17 protein-coding genes and 2 pseudogenes are annotated in these 19852 nt (G+C 72.6%); 6 read left to right on the forward strand and 13 right to left on the reverse strand.

Features of this window, described 5'->3' with window-relative positions:
• The first annotated feature begins 122 nt into the window (after window positions 1–122).
• Entirely contained in the window at window positions 123–1076 is a 954-nt protein-coding gene (locus tag HHX40_RS04050) for a hypothetical protein (protein ID WP_310737937.1), read from the forward strand.
• 24 nt (window positions 1077–1100) lie between these two features.
• On the opposite strand, the gene ppk2 is transcribed toward HHX40_RS04050, so the two are convergent.
• The 5 genes and pseudogenes from ppk2 to HHX40_RS38105 all read right to left on the reverse strand — a co-directional run.
• Entirely contained in the window at window positions 1101–2039 is a 939-nt protein-coding gene (ppk2, locus tag HHX40_RS04055; protein ID WP_111701458.1) for a polyphosphate kinase 2, read from the reverse strand.
• A gap of 12 nt (window positions 2040–2051) precedes the next feature.
• On the reverse strand, window positions 2052–2300 hold the full coding sequence (locus HHX40_RS04060; RefSeq protein WP_182874878.1) for a hypothetical protein: 249 nt from the start codon (window positions 2298–2300) through the stop codon (window positions 2052–2054).
• Entirely contained in the window at window positions 2297–3454 is a 1158-nt protein-coding gene (locus tag HHX40_RS04065; RefSeq protein ID WP_182879432.1) for an inorganic phosphate transporter, read from the reverse strand. The genes HHX40_RS04060 and HHX40_RS04065 overlap by 4 nt, the downstream gene beginning before the upstream one ends.
• 61 nt (window positions 3455–3515) lie before the next feature.
• A pseudogene (locus HHX40_RS35570) lies at window positions 3516–4163 on the reverse strand (aldo/keto reductase); the annotation flags it as partial.
• A gap of 28 nt (window positions 4164–4191) precedes the next feature.
• Window positions 4192–4758: pseudogene (locus tag HHX40_RS38105) on the reverse strand (aldo/keto reductase); the annotation flags it as partial.
• Here HHX40_RS38105 and HHX40_RS04075 point away from each other — a divergent pair.
• On the forward strand, window positions 4652–5218 hold the full coding sequence (locus HHX40_RS04075; protein ID WP_182879433.1) for a TetR/AcrR family transcriptional regulator: 567 nt from the start codon (window positions 4652–4654) through the stop codon (window positions 5216–5218). The pseudogene HHX40_RS38105 and the gene HHX40_RS04075 sit on opposite strands and share 107 nt — an antisense overlap.
• Here HHX40_RS04075 and HHX40_RS04080 read toward each other — a convergent pair.
• Together HHX40_RS04080 and HHX40_RS04085 are read right to left on the reverse strand one after the other, a co-directional pair.
• Window positions 5215–6333 (reverse strand): sensor histidine kinase, encoded by a 1119-nt coding sequence (locus HHX40_RS04080; RefSeq protein ID WP_182879434.1) that lies wholly within the window; start codon window positions 6331–6333, stop codon window positions 5215–5217. The genes HHX40_RS04075 and HHX40_RS04080 overlap by 4 nt on opposite strands.
• Window positions 6330–6983 carry a response regulator transcription factor gene (locus HHX40_RS04085; protein WP_182879435.1) on the reverse strand — a complete coding sequence of 218 codons (654 nt, stop codon included), beginning with the start codon at window positions 6981–6983 and terminating at the stop codon, window positions 6330–6332. The genes HHX40_RS04080 and HHX40_RS04085 overlap by 4 nt, the downstream gene beginning before the upstream one ends.
• 86 nt (window positions 6984–7069) lie before the next feature.
• Here HHX40_RS04085 and HHX40_RS04090 point away from each other — a divergent pair, with 86 nt between their 5' ends.
• Complete coding sequence (locus tag HHX40_RS04090; protein WP_182879436.1) at window positions 7070–8398, forward strand: S41 family peptidase; 1329 nt, start codon at window positions 7070–7072, stop codon at window positions 8396–8398.
• 69 nt (window positions 8399–8467) lie between these two features.
• Here the strand turns inward: HHX40_RS04090 and HHX40_RS04095 are convergent, their stop codons facing one another.
• On the reverse strand, window positions 8468–9913 hold the full coding sequence (locus HHX40_RS04095; RefSeq protein WP_182879437.1) for an aldehyde dehydrogenase family protein: 1446 nt from the start codon (window positions 9911–9913) through the stop codon (window positions 8468–8470).
• A gap of 288 nt (window positions 9914–10201) precedes the next feature.
• Here HHX40_RS04095 and HHX40_RS04100 point away from each other — a divergent pair, with 288 nt between their 5' ends.
• Window positions 10202–10762, forward strand: a complete 561-nt coding sequence (locus HHX40_RS04100) for a TetR/AcrR family transcriptional regulator (protein WP_259402408.1) — start codon at window positions 10202–10204, stop codon at window positions 10760–10762.
• A gap of 24 nt (window positions 10763–10786) precedes the next feature.
• Here HHX40_RS04100 and HHX40_RS04105 read toward each other — a convergent pair whose 3' ends face one another.
• Window positions 10787–12421, reverse strand: coding sequence for a PucR family transcriptional regulator (locus HHX40_RS04105; RefSeq protein ID WP_310737938.1), 1635 nt, complete (start codon window positions 12419–12421; stop codon window positions 10787–10789).
• A gap of 105 nt (window positions 12422–12526) precedes the next feature.
• Here HHX40_RS04105 and gabT point away from each other — a divergent pair, with 105 nt between their 5' ends.
• Both gabT and HHX40_RS04115 read left to right on the forward strand, forming a co-directional pair.
• Entirely contained in the window at window positions 12527–13876 is a 1350-nt protein-coding gene (gene gabT, locus HHX40_RS04110) for a 4-aminobutyrate--2-oxoglutarate transaminase (protein ID WP_111699307.1), read from the forward strand.
• Window positions 13877–14045: 169 nt separating this feature from the next.
• Window positions 14046–14294 (forward strand): hypothetical protein, encoded by a 249-nt coding sequence (locus HHX40_RS04115; RefSeq protein WP_111699306.1) that lies wholly within the window; start codon window positions 14046–14048, stop codon window positions 14292–14294.
• Window positions 14295–14306: 12 nt separating this feature from the next.
• On the opposite strand, the gene HHX40_RS04120 is transcribed toward HHX40_RS04115, so the two are convergent.
• The 4 genes from HHX40_RS04120 to HHX40_RS04135 all read right to left on the reverse strand — a co-directional run bounded on the left by HHX40_RS04120 (window position 14307) and on the right by HHX40_RS04135 (window position 19838).
• Window positions 14307–15635 (reverse strand): FAD-binding oxidoreductase, encoded by a 1329-nt coding sequence (locus HHX40_RS04120; RefSeq protein ID WP_182879439.1) that lies wholly within the window; start codon window positions 15633–15635, stop codon window positions 14307–14309.
• Between the two features lie 151 nt (window positions 15636–15786).
• Complete coding sequence (locus HHX40_RS04125) at window positions 15787–16965, reverse strand: extracellular solute-binding protein (RefSeq protein WP_182879440.1); 1179 nt, start codon at window positions 16963–16965, stop codon at window positions 15787–15789.
• A 97-nt stretch (window positions 16966–17062) separates the two neighbouring features.
• Window positions 17063–18556 (reverse strand): CoA-acylating methylmalonate-semialdehyde dehydrogenase, encoded by a 1494-nt coding sequence (locus HHX40_RS04130; RefSeq protein ID WP_182879441.1) that lies wholly within the window; start codon window positions 18554–18556, stop codon window positions 17063–17065.
• Window positions 18543–19838 (reverse strand): aspartate aminotransferase family protein, encoded by a 1296-nt coding sequence (locus tag HHX40_RS04135; RefSeq protein WP_182879442.1) that lies wholly within the window; start codon window positions 19836–19838, stop codon window positions 18543–18545. The genes HHX40_RS04130 and HHX40_RS04135 overlap by 14 nt, the downstream gene beginning before the upstream one ends.
• Window positions 19839–19852 lie beyond the last annotated feature (14 nt).

The following is a 19852-nucleotide window of genomic DNA, read 5'->3' on the forward strand; positions in this document are numbered from 1 at the left end:
GTCCACACTCTGGAGCCATGACTCCGAGCCTCCCCTTGCTTGCCGTCACCCTCCTCGCCGCAGGACTCGTCCACGGCCCCGGACCGGCGGTCCCGCCCGCGGACGACCCAGTGAGCCGCCCCGTGAACCACCCCGTGAACCACCCCGTGACGGACCCCGTGACGGACGTCGTGGAACACGTGGCGGACCACGCCGCCGAGCCGTACTGGACGCCGCAGCGGATGGCGCGGGCGGCCCCGATCGGACTGCTGGCGGGCCTGCAGAAGATCACCGCCCTGCCGCCGGCCGGGCCGGTCCTCGCGCCCGGGCCGGCGCCGCGGACCGGCGTGCCGGCGACCGGCGGGACGGACGGGACGACCAGGACGCGGCAGGCGGCGGCGATGCCCCCGGTGACCACGAGCGGCACGCACTGGGCGGCGGGCGGTTCGGTGACGAGGACCACCGGAAGGGTCTTCCTGACCATGAACGGCGTGGACTTCGTCTGCTCGGCCAGTGCCGTGCGCAGCGCGAACAGGGACGTGGTCGTCACCGCCGGGCACTGCGTCAAGGACGGCGCCGGAGCCTGGGCCGAGAACTGGACCTTCGTCCCCGGATACGACCAGGGACGTCAGCCGTACGGCGCGTTCCCGGCCCGGCGCATGTTCGTCGCGGGGCCCTGGTCACGCGCGGGAAACGACGACTACGACGTGGGGATGGTCGCCGTGGACGACCAGGACGGCCGGCACCTCACCGACGTGGTGGGCGGCCAGCCCCTGGGCTTCGACGCGCCGCAGGGCCGGCGGACCTACGGGTTCGGTTTTCCCGCCGACCCCCCGTACGACGGGGAGCGCCTGCTCTACTGCGCCGGGGTGCCGCACGGCGACCCGCAGGGGCAGACCCGCGACCAGGGCCTGCGGTGCGACCTCACGGCGGGGGCCAGCGGCGGGCCCTGGCTGAGCGGCTTCGACCCCGGTTCCGGCCGCGGCACGCTGACGTCGGTGAGCAGCTTCAAGTACAGCAACGACCAGCGCACGATGTACGGCCCCTACTTCGGCTCGGCCGTACGCGACCTGTTCCGCGGCGCCGAACGGGCCTGACCGTGCGGGACGCGTGAGGACCGGTCAGAAGGGCGACAGGGGCTCGGCGTTGTCCTCGTCCACGATGTCGGCGGCGGACCGGACGATCAGGGGGTCGGGCTCGCCCACCACCGAGACGTCCTTGTCGTCGTAGTCGTAGAGGGACAGGACGTAGCGCATCGCCTCCAGGCGCCCGCGCTTCTTGTCGTTGCTCTTGATGATCGTCCAGGGGGCGTCCTCGGTGTCGGTGTTGAGGAACATGTCCTCCTTGGCCCGGGTGTACTCGTCCCACAGGTCCAGCGAGGCGATGTCCATCGGCGACAGCTTCCACTGCCGTACGGGGTCGACCTGGCGGATGATGAACCGGGTGCGCTGCTCGGCCCTGGAGACAGAGAACCACAGCTTGACCAGGCGGATTCCGTCGCGCACGAGCATCCGCTCGAACAGCGGCGTCTGGTACATGAACTCCATGTACTCCTCGGGGGAGCAGAAGCCCATGACCCGCTCGACCCCGGCCCGGTTGTACCAGGACCGGTCGAACAGCACCATCTCCCCCGCGGCCGGGAGGTGGGAGACGTACCGCTGGAAGTACCACTGGCCGCGCTCGCGCTCGCTGGGCTTCTCCAGCGCCACCACGGTCGCGCCCCTGGGGTTGAGGTGCTCCATGAACCGCTTGATCGTGCCGCCCTTGCCGGCGGCGTCCCGTCCCTCGAAGAGGATGACCAGGCGCCCGCCGGTGTCCTTCAGCCAGTACTGCAGCTTCAGCAGCTCGATCTGCAGCAGCCGCTTCTGCCGGTCGTAGTCCTGCCGGGAGATGCGGTGGTCGTACGGGTAGTGCTCGCGCCAGGTGTCCACCGGCCCGCCGTCGGCGCGGACGAGGACGGGATCGTCGTCATCGTCGTCCAGCACCTTCAGTCCCGGCGTGCGCCGCAGCAACTCGACGCCGTCCGGGTGATCCTTCGCGACCTGCGACGCTTCCGGCATCTCCGACCCCGCTCACTTGGTCAGCATTACGTATAGGCCGAGCAACGCCCCGGCCAGGACGAGGCCGAAGCAGGCGACGGCGACGACCGTTCCGGCCGCCCGCGCCGCGGACGTCCCGCTGCCCCGATCAGGGGCGTCGTACACCCGACCGGCGGCGAGAGCCGCGAGACCGAGGGCGTAGACGGCGACCAGCCCGGCGCCGCCCAGCAGCCCGGCGAGCAGCACCTTCCACAGCACGGCGAAGTCGATGTACTGGCTCATCCGACCGGCTCCTTCACGGGGACGAGACGCCCGGTCCACTCGGCGTTGACGTTGGCGTGGGTCACCGGCTCGCGCCGGGCGGCGAGGTAGAGACCACCGGCCAGCAGCAGCATCACGGCGAACACGACGGCCGCGCCGCCGGTTCCGCCGATGGCGTCGGCGCCCAGCCACGCCGCCGCGCCCACGAGCGCGGCGGCCGGGAGCGTGACCAGCCAGGCCACGACCATGCGGCCGGCGAGGCCCCACCGCACCTCGCCGCGCTCCCCGGCGAGCCGCCTGCCGAGCCCCGCGCCGACCACCGAGCCGCCGGTCACGTGGGTCGTCGAGAGCGGAAGCCCGAAGTGGGTCGCGGCGAAGATGATCGCCGCCGAGGAGCCCTCCGCCGCGAATCCCTGCGGCGGCCCGATCTCGGTGAGGCCCTTGCCCAGCGTACGGATCACTCTCCAGCCGCCGGTGTAGGTGCCCAGGGCGATCGTCACCGCGCACGCGAGGATGACCCAGAACGGCGTGCCCGCGTCCGGCGCGATCGCGTGGTCGGCGACGAGGGCCAGCGTGATGACTCCCATCGTCTTCTGGGCGTCGTTGGTGCCGTGGGCGAGCGACACCAGGGACGCCGAGCAGAGCTGGCCGACGCGGAAGCCGCGCTCCCGGACGCCCCCGGGCGTCCCCCGGGTGATCCGATGGACGAGGAAGGCGCCGGCCGTCGCCACGAGGGCCGCGAAGACCGGTGCGAGGACGGCGGGGATCAGCACCTTCGACACGATCGCGGCGCCCTTGACGGCGGAGGCGCCCACCGCGATGAGCGTCGCCCCCGCCACGCCGCCGATCAGCGCGTGCGACGAACTGGAGGGGATGCCGAAGTACCAGGTCACGAGGTTCCAGGCCAGGCCGCCCACGAGACCGGCGAAGACGACGGTCAGCGTGATCGCGCCGCTGTCGACGATGCCGGTCGCGATCGTGGCGGCCACCTTGAGCGACAGGAACGCGCCGGCGAAGTTGAGCACGGCGGACAGTGCGACGGCCGCGCGCGGCGGCAGCGCACCGGTGGCGATGGACGTCGCCATCGCGTTGGCGGTGTCGTGGAAGCCGTTCGTGAAGTCGAACGCGAGCGCCGTGACGACGACGACGGCGAGAAGCGCTGTGTTGGCGTCCATGGCCCTCTACTGCACCCGTGGAGCCGCGCCAATCCCTTCGCCGCCGATGTTTTCGCGACGTTCACTCCCCGGCCCGCGTCCCGTCGACGGGTGCGGTGCGGGCGGGCCGGGAGGCCTCGTCGAGGCGGGCGGCGACCTCCGGCGGCAGGTCGAGGTCGAGCCCGGCGAGGTTGTCGCGCAGCTGGTCCAGGGTGCGGGGCCCGACGACGACCGAGGTGACCCCCGGCCGCCGGCGCACCCAGGCCAGCGCCACCGCCGCCGGTGTGGCCCCCAGTCCGGCGGCCGCCTCGGCGACGTGCTCGGCGACCACGAGGTTGGGCTCGTTGAGCAGGCCGTCCGCCCACGCGCGGGCCATGGGCATCGGCGACGCCCTGAGCCGGGCCATCCGGGTGCCGGGTCCGGGGGCCTCGCCCCGCCGGTAGCGGCCCGCCAGCACGCCGCCGCCGAGAGGCGACCAGACCAGCGTGCCGAGGCCGTGCCGCCGGCAGACGGGCAGGATCTCCGCCTCGATGCTCCGGGCCAGCAGGGAGTACTGCGGCTGGAGGGACACGAACGGCGTGCCGCCCGCCCGCTCCGCGGCCCACTGCGACTCCACGATCTGCGCCGCCGTGAAGTTGGAGCAGCCGATGTAACGCACCTTGCCCGAACGCACGAACCCGTCCAGGGTCGCCATGGTCTCCTCGATCGGAGTGGAGTCGTCCCACTGGTGGCACTGGTAGAGGTACCACGTGGTCGGTGCCGAGGCGGCGCAGGCTGCCCTCCAGCGCCCGGGTGAGGTGGGCCCGGGACAGCCCGCGGTCGTTGGGCCCGGGCCCCTGCGGCAGGAACGCCTTGGTGGCCAGCACGACGGAGTCGCGCCTGCCCCGGACGGCCCGTCCGACGACGCGCTCGGACTCGCCGCCGTTGTAGGCGTCGGCGGTGTCGATGACGTTCCCGCCCGCCTCCAGGAAGGCGTCGACGATCCGGGCAGCCTCCGTCTCGTCGCAGCCGCCGGACGAGCCGGGTTGCGTGCTGAAGTTCATGGTGCCGAGGCACGCCGTGGAGACCTTGAGCCCCGAACGACCGAGTTGTGTGTGCCGCACTGCGCTCCCCTTGTTCCCGAGAACCGGAACCGGCGTTCCGATTATGTCGGGGCAACATACGGAACTAATGTTCCGGTTGTCAACGCGGCATCGGGCCGCACAGGCGAGGAGGACGATGACCGGCGACGCCAGACCGCTGCGCGCCGACGCGCGGCGCAACCGGGCCCGGATCCTGGAGGCGGCCGAGACCGTCCTGGCCCGCGACGGGACGTCCGCGTCCATGCGCGCGGTCGCCCATGAGGCGCGGGTGGGGCTCGGGACGATCTACCGGCACTTCCCCGACCAGGAGGCCCTCTACCACGCGGTGATCGTCGAGGGCGTGCTGCGGCTCCTGGCGGAGGCGGAGACGCTGCCGGCCGACGCGGGCGAGGCCTTCTTCGGGTTCCTCGGGCGCGTCGTCACCGGCGCGCGGCGGAGGAGGACCCCGGCCGACCTGCTGACCGCGGCCGGGGCCGATCCCAAGGCGGGGACGGCGGAGGCCGCCCGCGGCATGCGGAACGTGATCGAGCGGCTGCTGCTGGCCGCGCAGGAGTCGGGCGCGGTGCGGTCCGACCTCCGCATGCCCGAGCTCCTGGCCCTGCTGTCCGCGGCGTGCCTGGCGGCCGAGCGCGACCAGTGGAGCGACGACCTGCTCGGCCGGGCGCTCGCCCTCCTCTTCGACGGCCTGCGCCTCCGCGGTTAGGTCCCCGCGGCTAGGTCTGCGCGGGGGTCCCGCGCGAACGCCACCGTGACCTCCAGGCCGCCTGCGGGGCCCGGTCGCGCCCGTACGGCGGCTCCGTGCGCGCGGGCGATGGACGCGACGATCGACAGCCCCAGCCCCGCGCCCTGCTCCCGGGTGGTGTGCAGCCGGCGGAACGGCTCGAAGAGATCGTGGAACCGCTCCTTCGGCACTTCCGGGCCCGTGTTGCGGACCGTCAGCACGCCGTCGGCGAGGGTCACGTCCACGGCCCCGCCGGAATGGTTGTAGCGCAGCGCGTTGTCGACGAGGTTGGTCACCAGCCGGTTCAGCAGGACCGGGTCCCCCCGCAGGACGAAGGGGGCGATCCGCGAGGTCACCGTCACGCCCGCCGGCCCCCGCCCGTTCTCGCCCGCGTCGGCCAGGGCGAACCGTACGATCTCGCCGAGCGCCACCGGGCTCCGCTCGCGCAGGCCGTGCCCGGCCTGCGCGAGGGCGAGGAGGGCGTCGATGAGGTGCTCCATGCGACGGTTGTGGAGCAGCAGCTTGGCGCGGATCTCCCCGACGTCCTCGGGCAGGCCGACCTCGATCGCCGTCCGCTGCACGGCCAGCGGAGTGCGCAGTTCGTGGGACGCGTTCGCGATGAACCGGCGCTGCCCCTCGACGGAGCGCTCCAGCCGGTCGAGCATGGCGTCGAACGTGTCGGCCAGTTCCTTCAGCTCGTCCTTCGGCCCGGTGAGGGCGATCCGCTCGTGGAGGGTGGACAGCGACAGCCGCTGCGCGGTGGCGGTGATCCGGTGGAGCGGCCGCAGGACGCGCCCCGCGACCACCCATCCCACCACCACGGACACCAGGGTCAGGATCCCGATCGTCAGCGCGCTCACGTCCCACTGGTAGTGGATGACGTCACGCACCAGCTCGGACAGCGGCGGCGGCGGTTCCGGCTCGCCCAGGCGCGGGGCCGGAGCCGGACGCGGCCGCTCGGGCGGCAGCGGGAGCCGCGCGATCCGCGTGTCCAGCGCCTGCCGCATCAGCGTGTTGACGATGATCAGCAGCACGACGGAGGTGAACAGGAACAGCCCGGAGTAGACCAGCGTGAGCCGTACCCGGACCGTCGTCACAAGACGTAGCCGGCGCCGGGGATGGTCTGGATGCAGGGCGGGTCGCCAAGCTTCGCCCGCAGACGGCTGACCACGACCCTGACCACGGTCGTGAACGGATCGACGTTCTCGTCCCACGCCTCCTCCAGCAGCCGTTCGGCGCTCACCACCGCGCCCTCCGCCCGCAGCAGGGTCTCCAGGACGGCGAACTCCTTGAGCGACAGATGCAGGTGCCGCCCGTCCCGGGACGCCTGGATGCGGTGCGTGTCGAGCGTGATCCCGTGCCGCGTCAGCACCGGCGGCACCTGCGACCTGCTGCGCCGCCCCAGCGCCCGCACCCGCGCGACCAGCTCGGCGAAGTCGAACGGCTTGGGCAGGTAGTCGTCGGCGCCCATGCCGAGGCCCGCGATCCGGTCCGGCACCGACGCCGCCGCCGTCATCATGAGGATCCGGGTGCGGCTCCCACGTGCCACCAGTTCCCGGCACACGAGGTCGCCGTGCAGTTCGGGCAGGTCGCGGTCCAGCACGAGGACGTCGTAGTCGCTCACCGCCAGCCGCTCGGCCGCGCCCGCCCCGTCGTAGACCACGTCGACCGCCATGGCGTGGCGGCGCAGCCCCGTCGCCACGAGATCGGCGAGATCGCGTTCGTCCTCCGCCACCAGAACCCGCATGGGGTCTTCGTACCGCAGGAGGGGTAACAGCGGCGTTAACGATCTCGTTCACGGTCCTGAAACCCACTCCCGGCCACGCTGACGGCATGATCAGAACGTTCTGCTCCGCCGTCCTGCTGACGGCCTGTGCCCTGGCCCCGGGGTCATCCCCCGCGACCGCCGCCGACGGCGGACGCTGCGCCACGCCGTCCGGACCCCCGCCCGCGTCCTCGTCGCCGACGACGGTGAACACGCTCCGGCAGGCGTACGAGTGCGTGCTGGACAACTACTACAGCGGGCCCGTGCTGGACTCGAAGATCCTGCTGCGGGACGCCCTCGCCGCGTACACCCAGGACCTGGTCCGGCGGGGGGCGGACGCGCCGGGCCTCCGCCTGCCCGCCCTGACCGGGGACCGCGACGCCGACTGGGCCGCCGTCGCGGAGGTGCTCGGCACCGGGGACACACGAGCCCTGCCGGCCGCGATCACCGGCATGGTCGCCGGACTGCACGACAACCACGCCCGGGTGGAGAGGATCACTCCCCCGTCGGAGGACGGACCGGTGGGGACGGGCATCGCCGGCCTGTCGGCCGCGCAGGGCGGGCGGCTGGACCCGGCCGCCCGGCCGCCGCTGTTCATCACCCGCGTCCTGCCCGGCAGCCCGGCGGAGAGGGCCGGCATCCGGCCCGGCGACATCATCGAGAAGGTCGACGGCATACCGGCGTTCATCGGGGACAGGGTGAACCAGAGCCTCGTCGACACGTTCGCCTCCAGCACCGTGCGGCTCACGCTGAAGCGGCCCACGACGGGACGCGTCCGGACCGTGAAGCTCACGGAGGGTCCCGTCGAGGAGCCGAAGCGGGCGGTGACGTCGAAGACGCTCCCCGGCGGCGTCACCTACGTCAAGGTGCCCGGGTTCTTCCAGGGCGCGGCCGACCAGGTCGTCGCCGCGTTGAAGAACACGCCGAAGGCGGCGGTCCTCGACCTCCGCGGCAACGGCGGCGGGTCGCCGCGCGAGGTGACGCGGCTGCTCGGCGCGTTCGCCCACGGCAGGGTGACCAGCTACTTCTGCCCACTGAAGGGTGACTGCACGGCCAACCGCACCGACGACTCCGTCCCGCTGCTCGGGCTGCGCCTGGTCGTGCTCACCGACCGCGCGTGCGCCTCGGCCTGCGAGGACTTCAGCGGGGCCGTGAAGGACAACGGCCTGGGCACCCTCGTCGGAACCCGCACCGCGGGGGTCGTCTCCGGCCCGTCCGAGCCGTACCTGCTCGACGACGGCAGTGTGCTGCTGCTGCCCAAGGTCCGGCACCTCGGGCCGGCCCGGGAGATCATCGACACCGTCGGTGTCCCCGTCGACCACTACGCCCCCATGACGGCCCTCGACCTGGCCAAGGGCCGTGACCCCGGCCTCGCCAAGGCGCTGAGTCTTCTCTGAGGCCGCCAAGTCTCCCACGACGAGGGGCCCGGGGGACGGTGGTCCCCCGGGCCCCTCGGACGCGTGGTTCTACAGGGTGAGACCGGTGAGCACCATGACCTTCTCGTAGGTGAGGTCCTCCATGGCCGAGCGCAGCCCCTCGCGGCCCACGCCCGACTCCTTCACCCCGCCGTACGGCATCTGGTCGGCCCGGTACGACGGCACGTCGCCGATGACGACGCCGCCGACCTCGAGCTCCCGGTTGGCCCGGAAGGCGACGTCGAGGCTGCGGGTGAAGACCCCCGCCTGCAGGCCGTACCGGGAGTCGTTCACCAGGGCGAACGCCTCGTCGACGGAGGCCACCCGCTGCACGGTCATGACGGGCCCGAAGACCTCCTCGCAGGTGACCTTCGCGCCGGCGGGGACGTCGGCCAGCACGGTGGGGGCGATGGTCGCGCCGTCGCGGGTGCCGCCCGCCAGCAGGCGCGCCCCGGCCGCCACGGCCTCGTCGACCCACTTCTCGACGCGGATCGCGGCGTCCTCGCTGACGAGGGGACCGACCTGCGTCTTCTCGTCGGCCGGGTCGCCGGTCACGAGGCCGCCGACGGCGCCGACCAGCTTCTCGGTGAAGGCGTCGGCGACCGAGTCCTCCACGATCACGCGCTGCACCGCGATGCAGCTCTGGCCCGCCTGGTAGTTGGAGAACAGCGCCACCCGGCTCGCCGCCCAGTCGAGGTCGGCGTCGGCGAGCACGACCGCGGCGGCGTTGCCGCCGAGTTCGAGCGTGACGTGCTTGCGCGGCACGCTGTCCAGGATGGAGTAGCCGACCGGCCCCGAGCCGGTGAAGGAGACGACCGGCAGGCGGGGGTCCTCCACCAGCGAGGCGGCCCGGTCGTTGGGCACCGGCAGCACGGAGAACACGCCCTCCGGCAGGTCGGTCTCGGCGAGGATCTCACCGAGCACGAGCGCCGACAGCGGGGTCGCGGGGGCGGGCTTGACCACGATCGGCGCGCCCACGGCGATGGCCGGGGCGACCTTGTGCGCCACCAGGTTGAGCGGGAAGTTGAAGGGCGTGATCGCCAGCACCGGTCCGTACGGCACCCGGGAGACGTAGGCGAGCCGTCCCTGCGCCGCGGGCTCGGTGTCGAGCCGCTGCACGTCGCCGCTGAACCGGCGGGCCTCCTCGGCGCCGAAGCGGAAGGTGGAGACGGCCCGGCCGACCTCGCCCCGGGCCCAGAAGATCGGCTTGCCGTTCTCGGCGCTGATCAGCTGGGCGATCTCCTCGGTGCGCTCGCTCAGCCGCCGGGCCACGTGGGCCAGCGCCTCGGCGCGTACGTGGATGGGCAGCGCGGCGGCCTGTCCGCGCACCGCGTGCGCGGCGGCGACGGCCTGCTCGACCTGGTCGGGCGTCGGGACCGAATGGACGCCGACGACCCTTCCGTCGTGCGGGTTGGTCACGGTCTGCTCGGCGTCTCCCGTGGCGGGACGACCGGCGAGCCAGAAGGGGCGGGGATCGGAAGTGCGGCTCACGTCCATGTCTTCACGCTATGACCGCTGACGGGACCCGGCTCTACTCCGGACAGGCCAATCGCCGTCCTCCGGCGCGCCATCGTGGACAACCCCGGCGGGATGTCACAGATACGCGGCGATTTCATGATGTTTTCTGTTTCTCGGCGGTTTGAAAGCCGAGCGGCATGGTTAAGTCATCTTCCGGGTCTGTCGCGGGACCCCCACAATCAGAAGGGCTCGTCGCTGATGGGTACGCCGGCGCCGCTCGGTCTTCAGGGTGCCTACGCACGCGGCCATCGGAGCAATTACGACGAGTTGCGCACCCGCCTTCTCGATGTCGCCAACGACCTGCTCGCCTCCGCGGGCCCGGAGAGCCTCACCGTACGCAGGATCGCGTCCGAGGCCGGCTGCTCCACCCAGCTGATCTACACGATGTTCGGCAGCAAGGAAGGCCTGGCCGAGGCGCTCTACCTGGAGGGCTTCGAACGGTTCCGCCGCAGGCTGGAGGCCGTGCCGCACCGCGCCGACCCGATGGAGCACCTCAGCCTGCTGGGTCCCGCCTACCGCGAGGCCGCGCTGTCCGAGCCCGGCTACTACAGCCTGATGTTCGAGCGGGCCATCCCCGGGTTCGTGCCGAGCGAGCGCGCCCGCACCCTGGCGAGGGCCGCGCTCAACATCGTCGACCGGGTGATCGCCGACTGCATCTCCGCCGGCCGCCTCGTGCCGACCCAGCCCCGGAAGGTCGCCGACACCCTGTGGGCGGCGGCGCAGGGCGCGCTCAGTCTGGAACGTGCCGGACACCTCCCGGACGGCAAGACCTACGAGATCGTGACGACCGCGGCCATCCGCGCGTTCATCGCCCGCCCCCAGGCCTGACCCGCCACGGTCGGACACGCGCCGTCACAGGCTCAGCGCGATCCAGAGTTCGGCGCGCACGGCGGGGTCGTCGAGGTCGCGCCCGAGCAACTCGCTCACCCGCTTCATGCGGTATCGCAGCGTGTGCCGGTGCACGCCGAGACGCTGCGCGGCGGCGTCCCAGTGCCCGTTGCTCGCCAGATAGGCACGCAGCGACTCGACGAGGTCGGCGCGGGAGCCGTACTCGCGCAGCGGCGCGAGGATCGCGGCGGCGAACGACGCCGCGGCGTCCGGATCCAGCAGCGACAGCAGCCCCTGACCGGCGAGTTCGGTGAACCGTGCCACCGGCGAGGCCGAGGCGAGCGCCCGGCGGGCCTGGTCCAGCCCGACGGCGAGATCCAGCCGGGGCCCGCCTCCGGCCGCGGGTGCGGCGCCGCCCACGGCCTCCGCCTCCGCGCCGCCCGGGCCGATCCGCACGCCTTGTCCGGGCGACAGGTCCACGCCGGGCGCGGCGGCGCCGACCCGGCCGTAGCGTGCGGCCAGCGCGATGACCTCCTCCGCGTACGAGTCCGGAGCCGGGACGACGAGCAGGCCCTCCCAGGGAGCGGTGAAACAGGCGGGCGCCGCGCCGCTCAGCGCCTCGGTCAGCGCGTCCGGGTCCGAGGTCTGGCAGACCAGGACCGTGACCGGCTCGGCGGGCAGCCGCATGCCCAGGGCCGCCAGCGTCCGCGCCGCGGCGCCGGCCTCACCGGCCAGCAGCAGCCGCAGCACCGCGGCGCGCACCTGCGCCGCGGCGGCCCGCTGCTCCCTGCCCTGTTCCAGGGCGAGCGTCAGCAGGGACCCGGCCGCGTTGACGACCGTGTGCGCGATGGGCGAGAACGGCCGCGGGGAGCCCACCGCGAAGAATCCCCGGCGGCCCAGCGGCTGGACGACGACGTGCTCGTCCGGGGTGGCCAGCGCGAGGCTCGCCGGGGACGGCGCGCTCCGCAGCCGGGCGATCTCGGGCTCCAGCGACCGGGCCGTCTCCCGCGCCCAGTCCTCCACCGGGCCGTCCTGACCCGGTCCGTGTCCACCGGGCCCCCGGCCACCCGGTCCCTGTCCGCCGGGTCCCTGTCCGCCAGGTCCTGCGCGGCCGGTCGCGTCGGCGGCGTGCCGTACCGCGCCGGAGGGGTCGAGCAGCAGCGCCCAGCCGCCGATCTCCCTGGCCAGCCGGTCCACCACCGCCACCGGCCCCCGGCGCCGCAGGGCGGCCCGGGTCAGCCGGCCCTGCGCGGCGAAGGCGCGGCTGATCTCCTCGTACTGCTCCCCCGCCAGCAGGTCGCTGACGGCCTTGCCGATCGCGATGAAGGGGGTGTCCCTCGGCACCTCGACCAGCGGCAGCCCGGCCGACTCCGCCGCCTCGGCGAACCCCGGCGGGACGACGTCGTGGCTCAGCCCCACGCCGAACCCCAGCCCCGTGACGCCCCGGGCCACGAGCCGGGAGACGTACGGGCCCGCGTCGGCGCCGGACAGGCGCATGCCGGTGGTGAGCACGAGTTCCCCGCCTTCGAGGAACGGGGTGGGGTCCTCCAGTTCGCTCACGGCGACCCATCGCACGGGACGGTCGAGCCCGTTCCTCCCGGCGAGAACCTCCAGGTGGAGCGGTACTATCGCCGTGACCCGGCGCAGTGTGGGTGCCACGGCCCCCTCTCCCCCGGCGGCTTGTGCGCACCGGCTAAAAGCGCGCCTACATTCTGACATAGCGGCATATCGGCGGGTGGTGGCGGTAGCCGTAGCGTCTCAGATATGAGCACTGCGACCACGCACGGCGGCCCGCAGCTCCCCCAGGAGCGCCGCCTCGTCACCGAGATCCCCGGCCCGCGGTCCCGCGAACTGTTCGCGCGCAAGCAGTCGGCCGTGCCTCCGGGCATCGGCACCACCCTGCCCGTCTTCGTGACCCACGCGGGCGGCGGTGTGATCGTCGACGCGGACGGCAACTCCCTGATCGACTTCGGCTCGGGCATCGCCGTGACCAACGTCGGCAACGCCGCGCCGCGCGTGGTCGAGCGGGTGCGGAAGCAGGTCGCCGACTTCACCCACACCTGCTTCATGGTCGCGCCGTACGAGTCGTACGTGGCGGTCTGCGAGAAGCTCAACGACCTGACCCCCGGTGACCACGACAAGCGCACGTTCCTGGTGAACAGCGGCGCGGAGGCCGTCGAGAACGCGGTCAAGGTCGCCCGGCACGCCACCGGCAGGCAGGCGGTCGTCGTGTTCGACCACGGCTACCATGGCCGCACGCTGCTCACGATGTCGCTGACGGCCAAGAGCATGCCGTACAAGCACGGATTCGGCCCGTTCGCGCCTGAGGTGTACCGGGTGCCGCTCGCCTACCCGTTCCGCTGGCCCACCGGCCCGGAGAACTGCGCCGAGGAGGCCGCGGCGCAGGCGATCGACATGATCAACAAGCAGGTCGGCGCGGAGAACGTCGCGGCGGTGCTCATCGAGCCGATCGCGGGCGAGGGCGGGTTCATCGAGCCGGCCCGCGGGTTCCTGCCGAAGATCGTGGAGTACTGCCGGGCCAACGGCATCGTCTTCATCGCCGACGAGGTCCAGACGGGCTTCGCCCGGACCGGCCACCTGTTCGCCTGCGAGGACGAGGGCATCGTCCCGGACATCATCTGCACCGCCAAGGGCATCGCCGGCGGCCTCCCGCTGGCGGCCGTGACCGGCAGGGCCGACCTGCTCGACCACGTCCACACCGGCGGGCTCGGCGGCACGTACGGCGGCAACCCCCTCGCCTGTGAGGCGGCCCTGGGCGTGCTGGAGACCATCGAGGAGGAGAAGCTCGTCGAGCGGGCCCGGCATATCGGCGAGGTCATGCTTCCCCGTCTCCGGGCCATCCAGGAGCGCAACCCCGTCATCGGCGACGTGCGCGGGCGCGGCGCGATGATCGCGATCGAACTCGTGGTCCCCGGGACCAAGGAGCCCTACCCGGCCGGCGAGATCGCGCGCAAGTGTCATGAGCAGGGACTTCTCGCGCTCACCGCCGGGACCTACGGCAACGTGCTGCGCTTCCTGCCGCCGCTGGTCATCCCCGACCACCTGCTGGAGGAGGGCCTCTCCATCCTGGAGAAGGCACTCAACATCGATTAGCCGTTTCAAACGGATCAAAAGGGGCACCCGTTATCATCCAGGGTGTCCCTTTTGTTGTCGTACGGCTTGCGTTATGCCTGGATTTAACCATCACTTGGCCCGACTCGCGCCGATCACGAAGGGTAACCGCGTTATAACGGTTCCGATAGGCGATCGAGGGGGGACTTTGATGAGCTGGAACCCGAACGGCGCCGAGCGGCTCATGCTGACGTTCGACCCTGCCGGTCTGACCACCACGCAGCGCGACGGCGACGCCTGTGTCGTCTGCCACAAGAAGTGGCCCCGCCCCCGGGTCAAGGTCGGGATGCTGCCCGACAACGCCCCCGTACACGCCTGCGACGACTGCGCCGAGGCCCTGCTGCCCGCGCCCGAGGGCAAGGTGCCGCTGCCCCGCCGCTCCCGGGCGGCCATGTCCTGACCATCGCGCGTGTCAGCGGCTCCCTTCCGGATCGACGCTGATGTTCTGGTCGAACAGGTTCGCGGGGTCGTAGAGGCGCTTGACGGCCGCGAGCCGCTCGCGGGTGCGGGCCGGGTAGACGGCGGCCACGTCGTCCTTCGACGGCTCGCTCAGGAAGTTGCCGTACGCCCCGCCGGTGTGGGGAGCCAGCCCGCGCCACAGGGCTTCGAGGTTCTCCCGGACCGGCGCGTGCTCCGCCTGGCCGCCCAGCACGACCGTGGTCAGCAGGACCTCGGCGTCCCGGTGGGCGAAGGCGGTGGCCCCGGCCGGCACGCGGCCCATCGCCCCGCCGAGGGCCCGCAACTCCACCACCGTCATCGGGATGCCGCCCACGTGCGACACGAGCGTGTCGATCAGCTCGTCGGCGCAGGACCGGGCGAACCGGTTGCGCAACCGCGCGTGCCAGGCCGGCCGCGGTCCCGGCGGGGTCTCCACCAGCAGGTCCGCGTACGGCTGGACCGCGACGTCCACGCTGAGGGCGTCGCCGAGCCGGGTGAGAGGCTCCACGGCGTCGTGGTCGCCGCCGGCCTGGCAGGCGGTGATCACGACCGTGGGCGGGGCGTCGTCGCCGGACGCGGGAGACAGGTGCGCGGTGGACGTGAGCTCGTCGCCCGCCGACCGCATGACGTCGCGCCAGCCCTTGAGCACCCTGGCCGCCTGGCTCGCCGGATAGACGATCCGGGCGAAGGTCACCTCCCGCTCCCGCGCGGCGGCGACCTCGAACGTGGTCACCACGCCGAAGTTGCCGCCGCCGCCGCGGATCGCCCAGAACAGGTCGGGGTGCTCCGTCGCGCTCGCCCGGACGATCCGGCCGTCGGCGGTCACCACTTCCGCGGCGACGAGATGGTCCAGGGCCAGGCCGTGCTTGCGCACCATCCAGCCGATGCCGCCGCCGAGCATCAGCCCGCCGACCCCCACCGCCGCGGTGTCTCCCGAGGAGACGGCCAGGCCGTACGGCGCGAGCGCGCGGGCCACCTCGCCCCAGCGCGCACCGGCGCCGATCCGCACGATGTCGTCCAGGCCGCCGAACACCTCAACACCGTCGATGAGCCCAAGGTCGATGACCAGCCCGCCGTCGTTGGTGCCGAACCCCGCGCCGTGGTGCCCGCCGCTGCGCACCGACAGCGTCAGGCCCTCCTCCGTCGCGAACCGCACGGCCTGCGCGACCTCCTCCGCGTCGCGGCAGCGCACGATGTACGCGGGGCTGCCGGTGCCGCCGGAGGTCCGGCGCAGGGTCTCGTACGCGTCGTCACCGGGCAGCACGATCTCGCCGGTGAGGGAGGGAGCATATGCGAGCGTCATCGTCGTGTCCTTCTTCGTCTCGGTGGGACCGCCATGGGCGGCACTCACTGAGGAGCCGGAGCGGAGCTCGCGCCCCCGACATCCACACGCCGATTCTTTCCGCCGCCACCGACAAAATCGGGGCCTCAAAGCCCTCCACGTACGCGAGGGGTCACGGCGCGATGCGTGACCAGCGCTCCACCCACTTGTCGTACGCCTCCGGGCGCACGGCGAAGTAGACGTCCTTGAACGCCCGGGACTCTCCGGCCTCGTAGTCTGCGCAGATCCGGCGGGCCGCGCCGGTGCACGCCTCGGGGTTGGCCGGGGCGAGGCCCATCCAGGCCGACACCTTCCGCTGCACGTCGGCCGAGGCGGTGAAGTCGAGCCACTTGTACGCGCACGACGGGTGGGGGGCGTCCGCCGACAGCATCCAGGCGTCGGCCCAGCCGGTCACCGGCCGGTCCCCCGCCACCTTGACGGGCTTGCGCCCGTGACTGAGCACGTCCGCGTGGTACGGCGTGGCCTGCGCGAGCCGTACGGACCCGGTCGCGAAGGCCTGGACGACCTCGATGGGGTCGCGCCAGAAGAGACGGCCGCCCTCGTCGCCCGAGCGGAACAGCTCGGCGGCGGCGTCGAGCTGCTCGTCGGTGAGGTCGAACGGGTCCTCGATGTCGGCGCCGCGCTCCTTGAGCACCAGCGCGGCGTCCGCCAGCGACAGCGGGCGGTCGCGGAACATCACCGGCCCCTTGTCCTCGAACAACGACTCCGGTCCGGCCGAGCGGACCTTGCCGGAGTCGTAGAGGACCTCGTTGGTCGCCCATACGTACGGCACGCCGTACACCTGCTCGCCACGGGTCACCGACGGCAGCGTGCGCAGCCGCTTGGGGATCTTGTCGTAGCCCGCGAGCAGGGCGGTGTTGAGCGGGGCGGCCTTACCCTCCGCCATCAGCCTGCCGCCCACCTCCGGCGTCGCGGAGACCACGTCGAAGGACGCCGGCGCGAAGTCGCCCGGCTTCTCCTCCTGGCGGGGGTCGTAGATCCGGAGGCTGACCTTGCAGCCCGTCTCCTTCTCGAACGTGCCGATCCACTTCACCTTGGGATCGACGCCGCCCCACTCGGCGTACCCGTCGAGCGCGACCACGCTGACCGTTCCCTCGCCCGGCCCGAGCGAGGCCGCGGGTGTGGGCGTGGCGGCCGGTGCGGACGGGCCGGGGCCGCTGGAGGCCGTCGCCGACGCGGCCGCCGCGGAGGCCCCCGGCGTGACCGTCTCCGTCCCCGGCGCGGAACGGCTGCCGCAGGCGGTGAGCAGCCCGGCGGACACCACCGCCACGGCCACGTGTGTACGGCGCACGCACGACCCCCAGGGAAGAGACGGACGTCCGCAGCCTACCGGCCCGGCCCCGCGGGAGGCCGCGCCCGACGCCGGTGCCCGCCCACGCCGGGCGATCTCAGGCGTTGGTGGGGAATCCGAGGTTCACCCCGCCGTGGGAGGGGTCGAGCCACCGGGAGGTGACGACCTTTCCCCGGGTGTAGAAGTGGACCCCCTCGGTGCCGTGCACGTGCGTGTCGCCGAACAGCGAGGCCTTCCAGCCGCCGAAGCTGTAGAACGCCATCGGCACCGGGATCGGCACGTTGATGCCGACCATGCCGACCTCCACCTCGTTCTGGAAGCGCCGGGCCGCGCCGCCGTCGTTGGTGAAGATCGCCGTGCCGTTGCCGTACTCGCCGGTGTTGATCAGCTCCAGGCCCTCCTCGTACGAGCGGACCCGCACGATCGACAGCACCGGACCGAAGATCTCCTCGCGGTGCACGCGGGAGTTCGGCGGCACGTGGTCGAGCACGGTGGGGCCGAGCCAGAAGCCGTTCCCCCGGTCCCCGCGCACCGGGGTCTCCCGGCCGTCGACCACGAGCTTGGCCCCCTCCTCGACGCCGAGGTCGAGGTACGACTCCACCTTGTCGCGGTGCGCCGCGGTGACCAGCGGGCCCATCTGCGACTCGGGGTCGGTGCCGGGGCCGACGGTCAGGTCACGCACCCGCGACACGATCTTCTCGACCAGGGCGTCGCCGACCGGGTCGACGGCGAGCACCACGGAGATCGCCATGCACCGCTCCCCCGCCGAGCCGAAGCCCGCCGAGACGGCCGAGTCGGCGACCAGGTCGAGATCGGCGTCGGGCAGCACGAGCATGTGGTTCTTGGCGCCGCCGAGGGCCTGCACCCGCTTGCCGTGGGCCGTCCCGGTCTCGTACACGTACCTGGCGATCGGTGTGGAGCCGACGAACGACACCGCCCGTACGGCCGGGTGCTCCAGCAGCCGGTCGACCGCGACCTTGTCGCCCTGGACGACGTTGAACACGCCGTCCGGCAGCCCCGCCCGCCGCCAGAGGTCGGCGATGAGCAGCGACGCCGAGGGGTCGCGCTCCGAGGGCTTGAGCACGAACGTGTTCCCGCAGGCGATGGCCACCGGGAACATCCACATCGGCACCATCGCGGGGAAGTTGAACGGAGTGATGCCCGCGACCACCCCGAGCGGCTGGCGGATCGAGTAGGAGTCGACGCGGGTCGAGACGTTCTCCGAGTAGCCGCCCTTGAGGAGGTGGGGAATGCCGCAGGCGAACTCCACGACCTCCAGGCCGCGGGCCACCTCGCCCAGCGCGTCGGAGTGGACCTTGCCGTGCTCGGCGGTGATCAGCGCGGCCAGTTCGTCGCGGTGCGCGTCCATCAGCTCGCGGAACCGGAACAGCACCTGCGTGCGCTTGACCAGCGAGGCGTCCCGCCAGGCCGGGAAGGCCCGCGCGGCCGCGTCCACGGCCGCGTCGACCTCCTCGGCCGAGGCGAGCGACACCCGGCCGCTCACCTCACCCGTCGCCGGGTCGAACAGCTGGGCCGTACGGGCGCCCTCGCCGGTGAGGACACCCCCGATCCAGTGGTTAACGTGCTTCATCGTCGACGGTCTCCAGAGCGGTGACGAGGATGCCCAGGCCCTCGCGGGCCTCGTCCTCGGTGAGGGTGAGCGGCGGGGCCATGCGCAGCGTGCTCCCGTACAGGCCGCCCTTGCCGGCGAGCAGGCCGAGCTTCTTGGTCTCCTCCATGAAGCGGGCGGCCAGCGCGGGGGCCGGAGCTCCGGTGGCGGGGTCGACCAGGTCGACGGCGAACATCAGGCCGCGGCCCCGGATGTCGCCCACGACGGCCAGCCGCCCGGCCGCCTCGCGCAGCCCGGAGATCAGGATGTCGCCGGTGCGCGCCGCGTTGGCCTGCAGATCGTGGTCGAGCACGTAGTCGAGCGTCGCGTTGGCCGCCGCCATCGAGATCGGGTTGCCGCCGAAGGTCGACACCCCGATGGCGGGCAGGCCGTCCATGAGGTCGCCGCGCGCGACGACGCCGCCGACCGCGAAGCCGTTGCCGAGCCCCTTGGCGAAGGTCATCATGTCCGGCGTCACGCCGTGGTTCTGGATGCCGAAGAACGCCGAGCCCGTACGGCCCCAGCCGGTCTGCACCTCGTCGCTGACGAACAGGATGCCCTCCTCGTCGAGGACCTCCTTGTACGCGGCGAACAGCCCGTCGGGAGCCGAGGTGAAGCCGCCCACGCCCTGGACGGGCTCGGCGATCAGCGCGGCGACGTTCCCGGCGACGGCGGTGGCGAGCACGTGGCGCAGGTCGTCCACGCAGGCGGCGATGTAGTCGGCGTCCGACATGCCGCGGAACTGCGTGAGGTGGCGGTCGGCGCCGTGCAGGAAGTGCACGTTGAGCGGCGACAGCGAGTTGTTCTTCCAGGCGCGGTTGGAGGTGACGCTGATCGCGCCGAACGACCGGCCGTGGTAGCTCTGCCGCATCGCGAGCACCTGGTCGGAGCCGCGGGCGTAGGTGGCCAGCAGCAGGGCCGTCTCGTTGGCCTCGGTGCCGGAGTTGGTGAAGAAGACCTTCGCGTCCGGGATGCCCGACAGGCGGGCGATCTTCTCGGCCAGCTCGACCTGGGTCCGGAGGAGGTACAGCGTCGAGGTGTGGACGACGCCGGTGGCGAGCTGACGCTCGACGGCCTCCCGCACCTCGGGCACGTCGTACCCGATCATGTTGGTCAGGATCCCGGCGAAGAAGTCGAGGTAGCTCTTCCCGTCCGCGTCGACGACCCGGTTCCCCTTGCCGCCGACGATCTCGATGGGCTCGTTGTAGTAGAGGGCCATCCAGCTGGGCATGACCGCGCGATGGCGCGCGAGAAGATCCGACATGTACTGAGTATCCC

This window comes from Microbispora sp. H10949, assembly GCF_014161435.1.
GTDB classification, from domain to species: Bacteria; Actinomycetota; Actinomycetes; order Streptosporangiales; family Streptosporangiaceae; genus Microbispora; species Microbispora triticiradicis.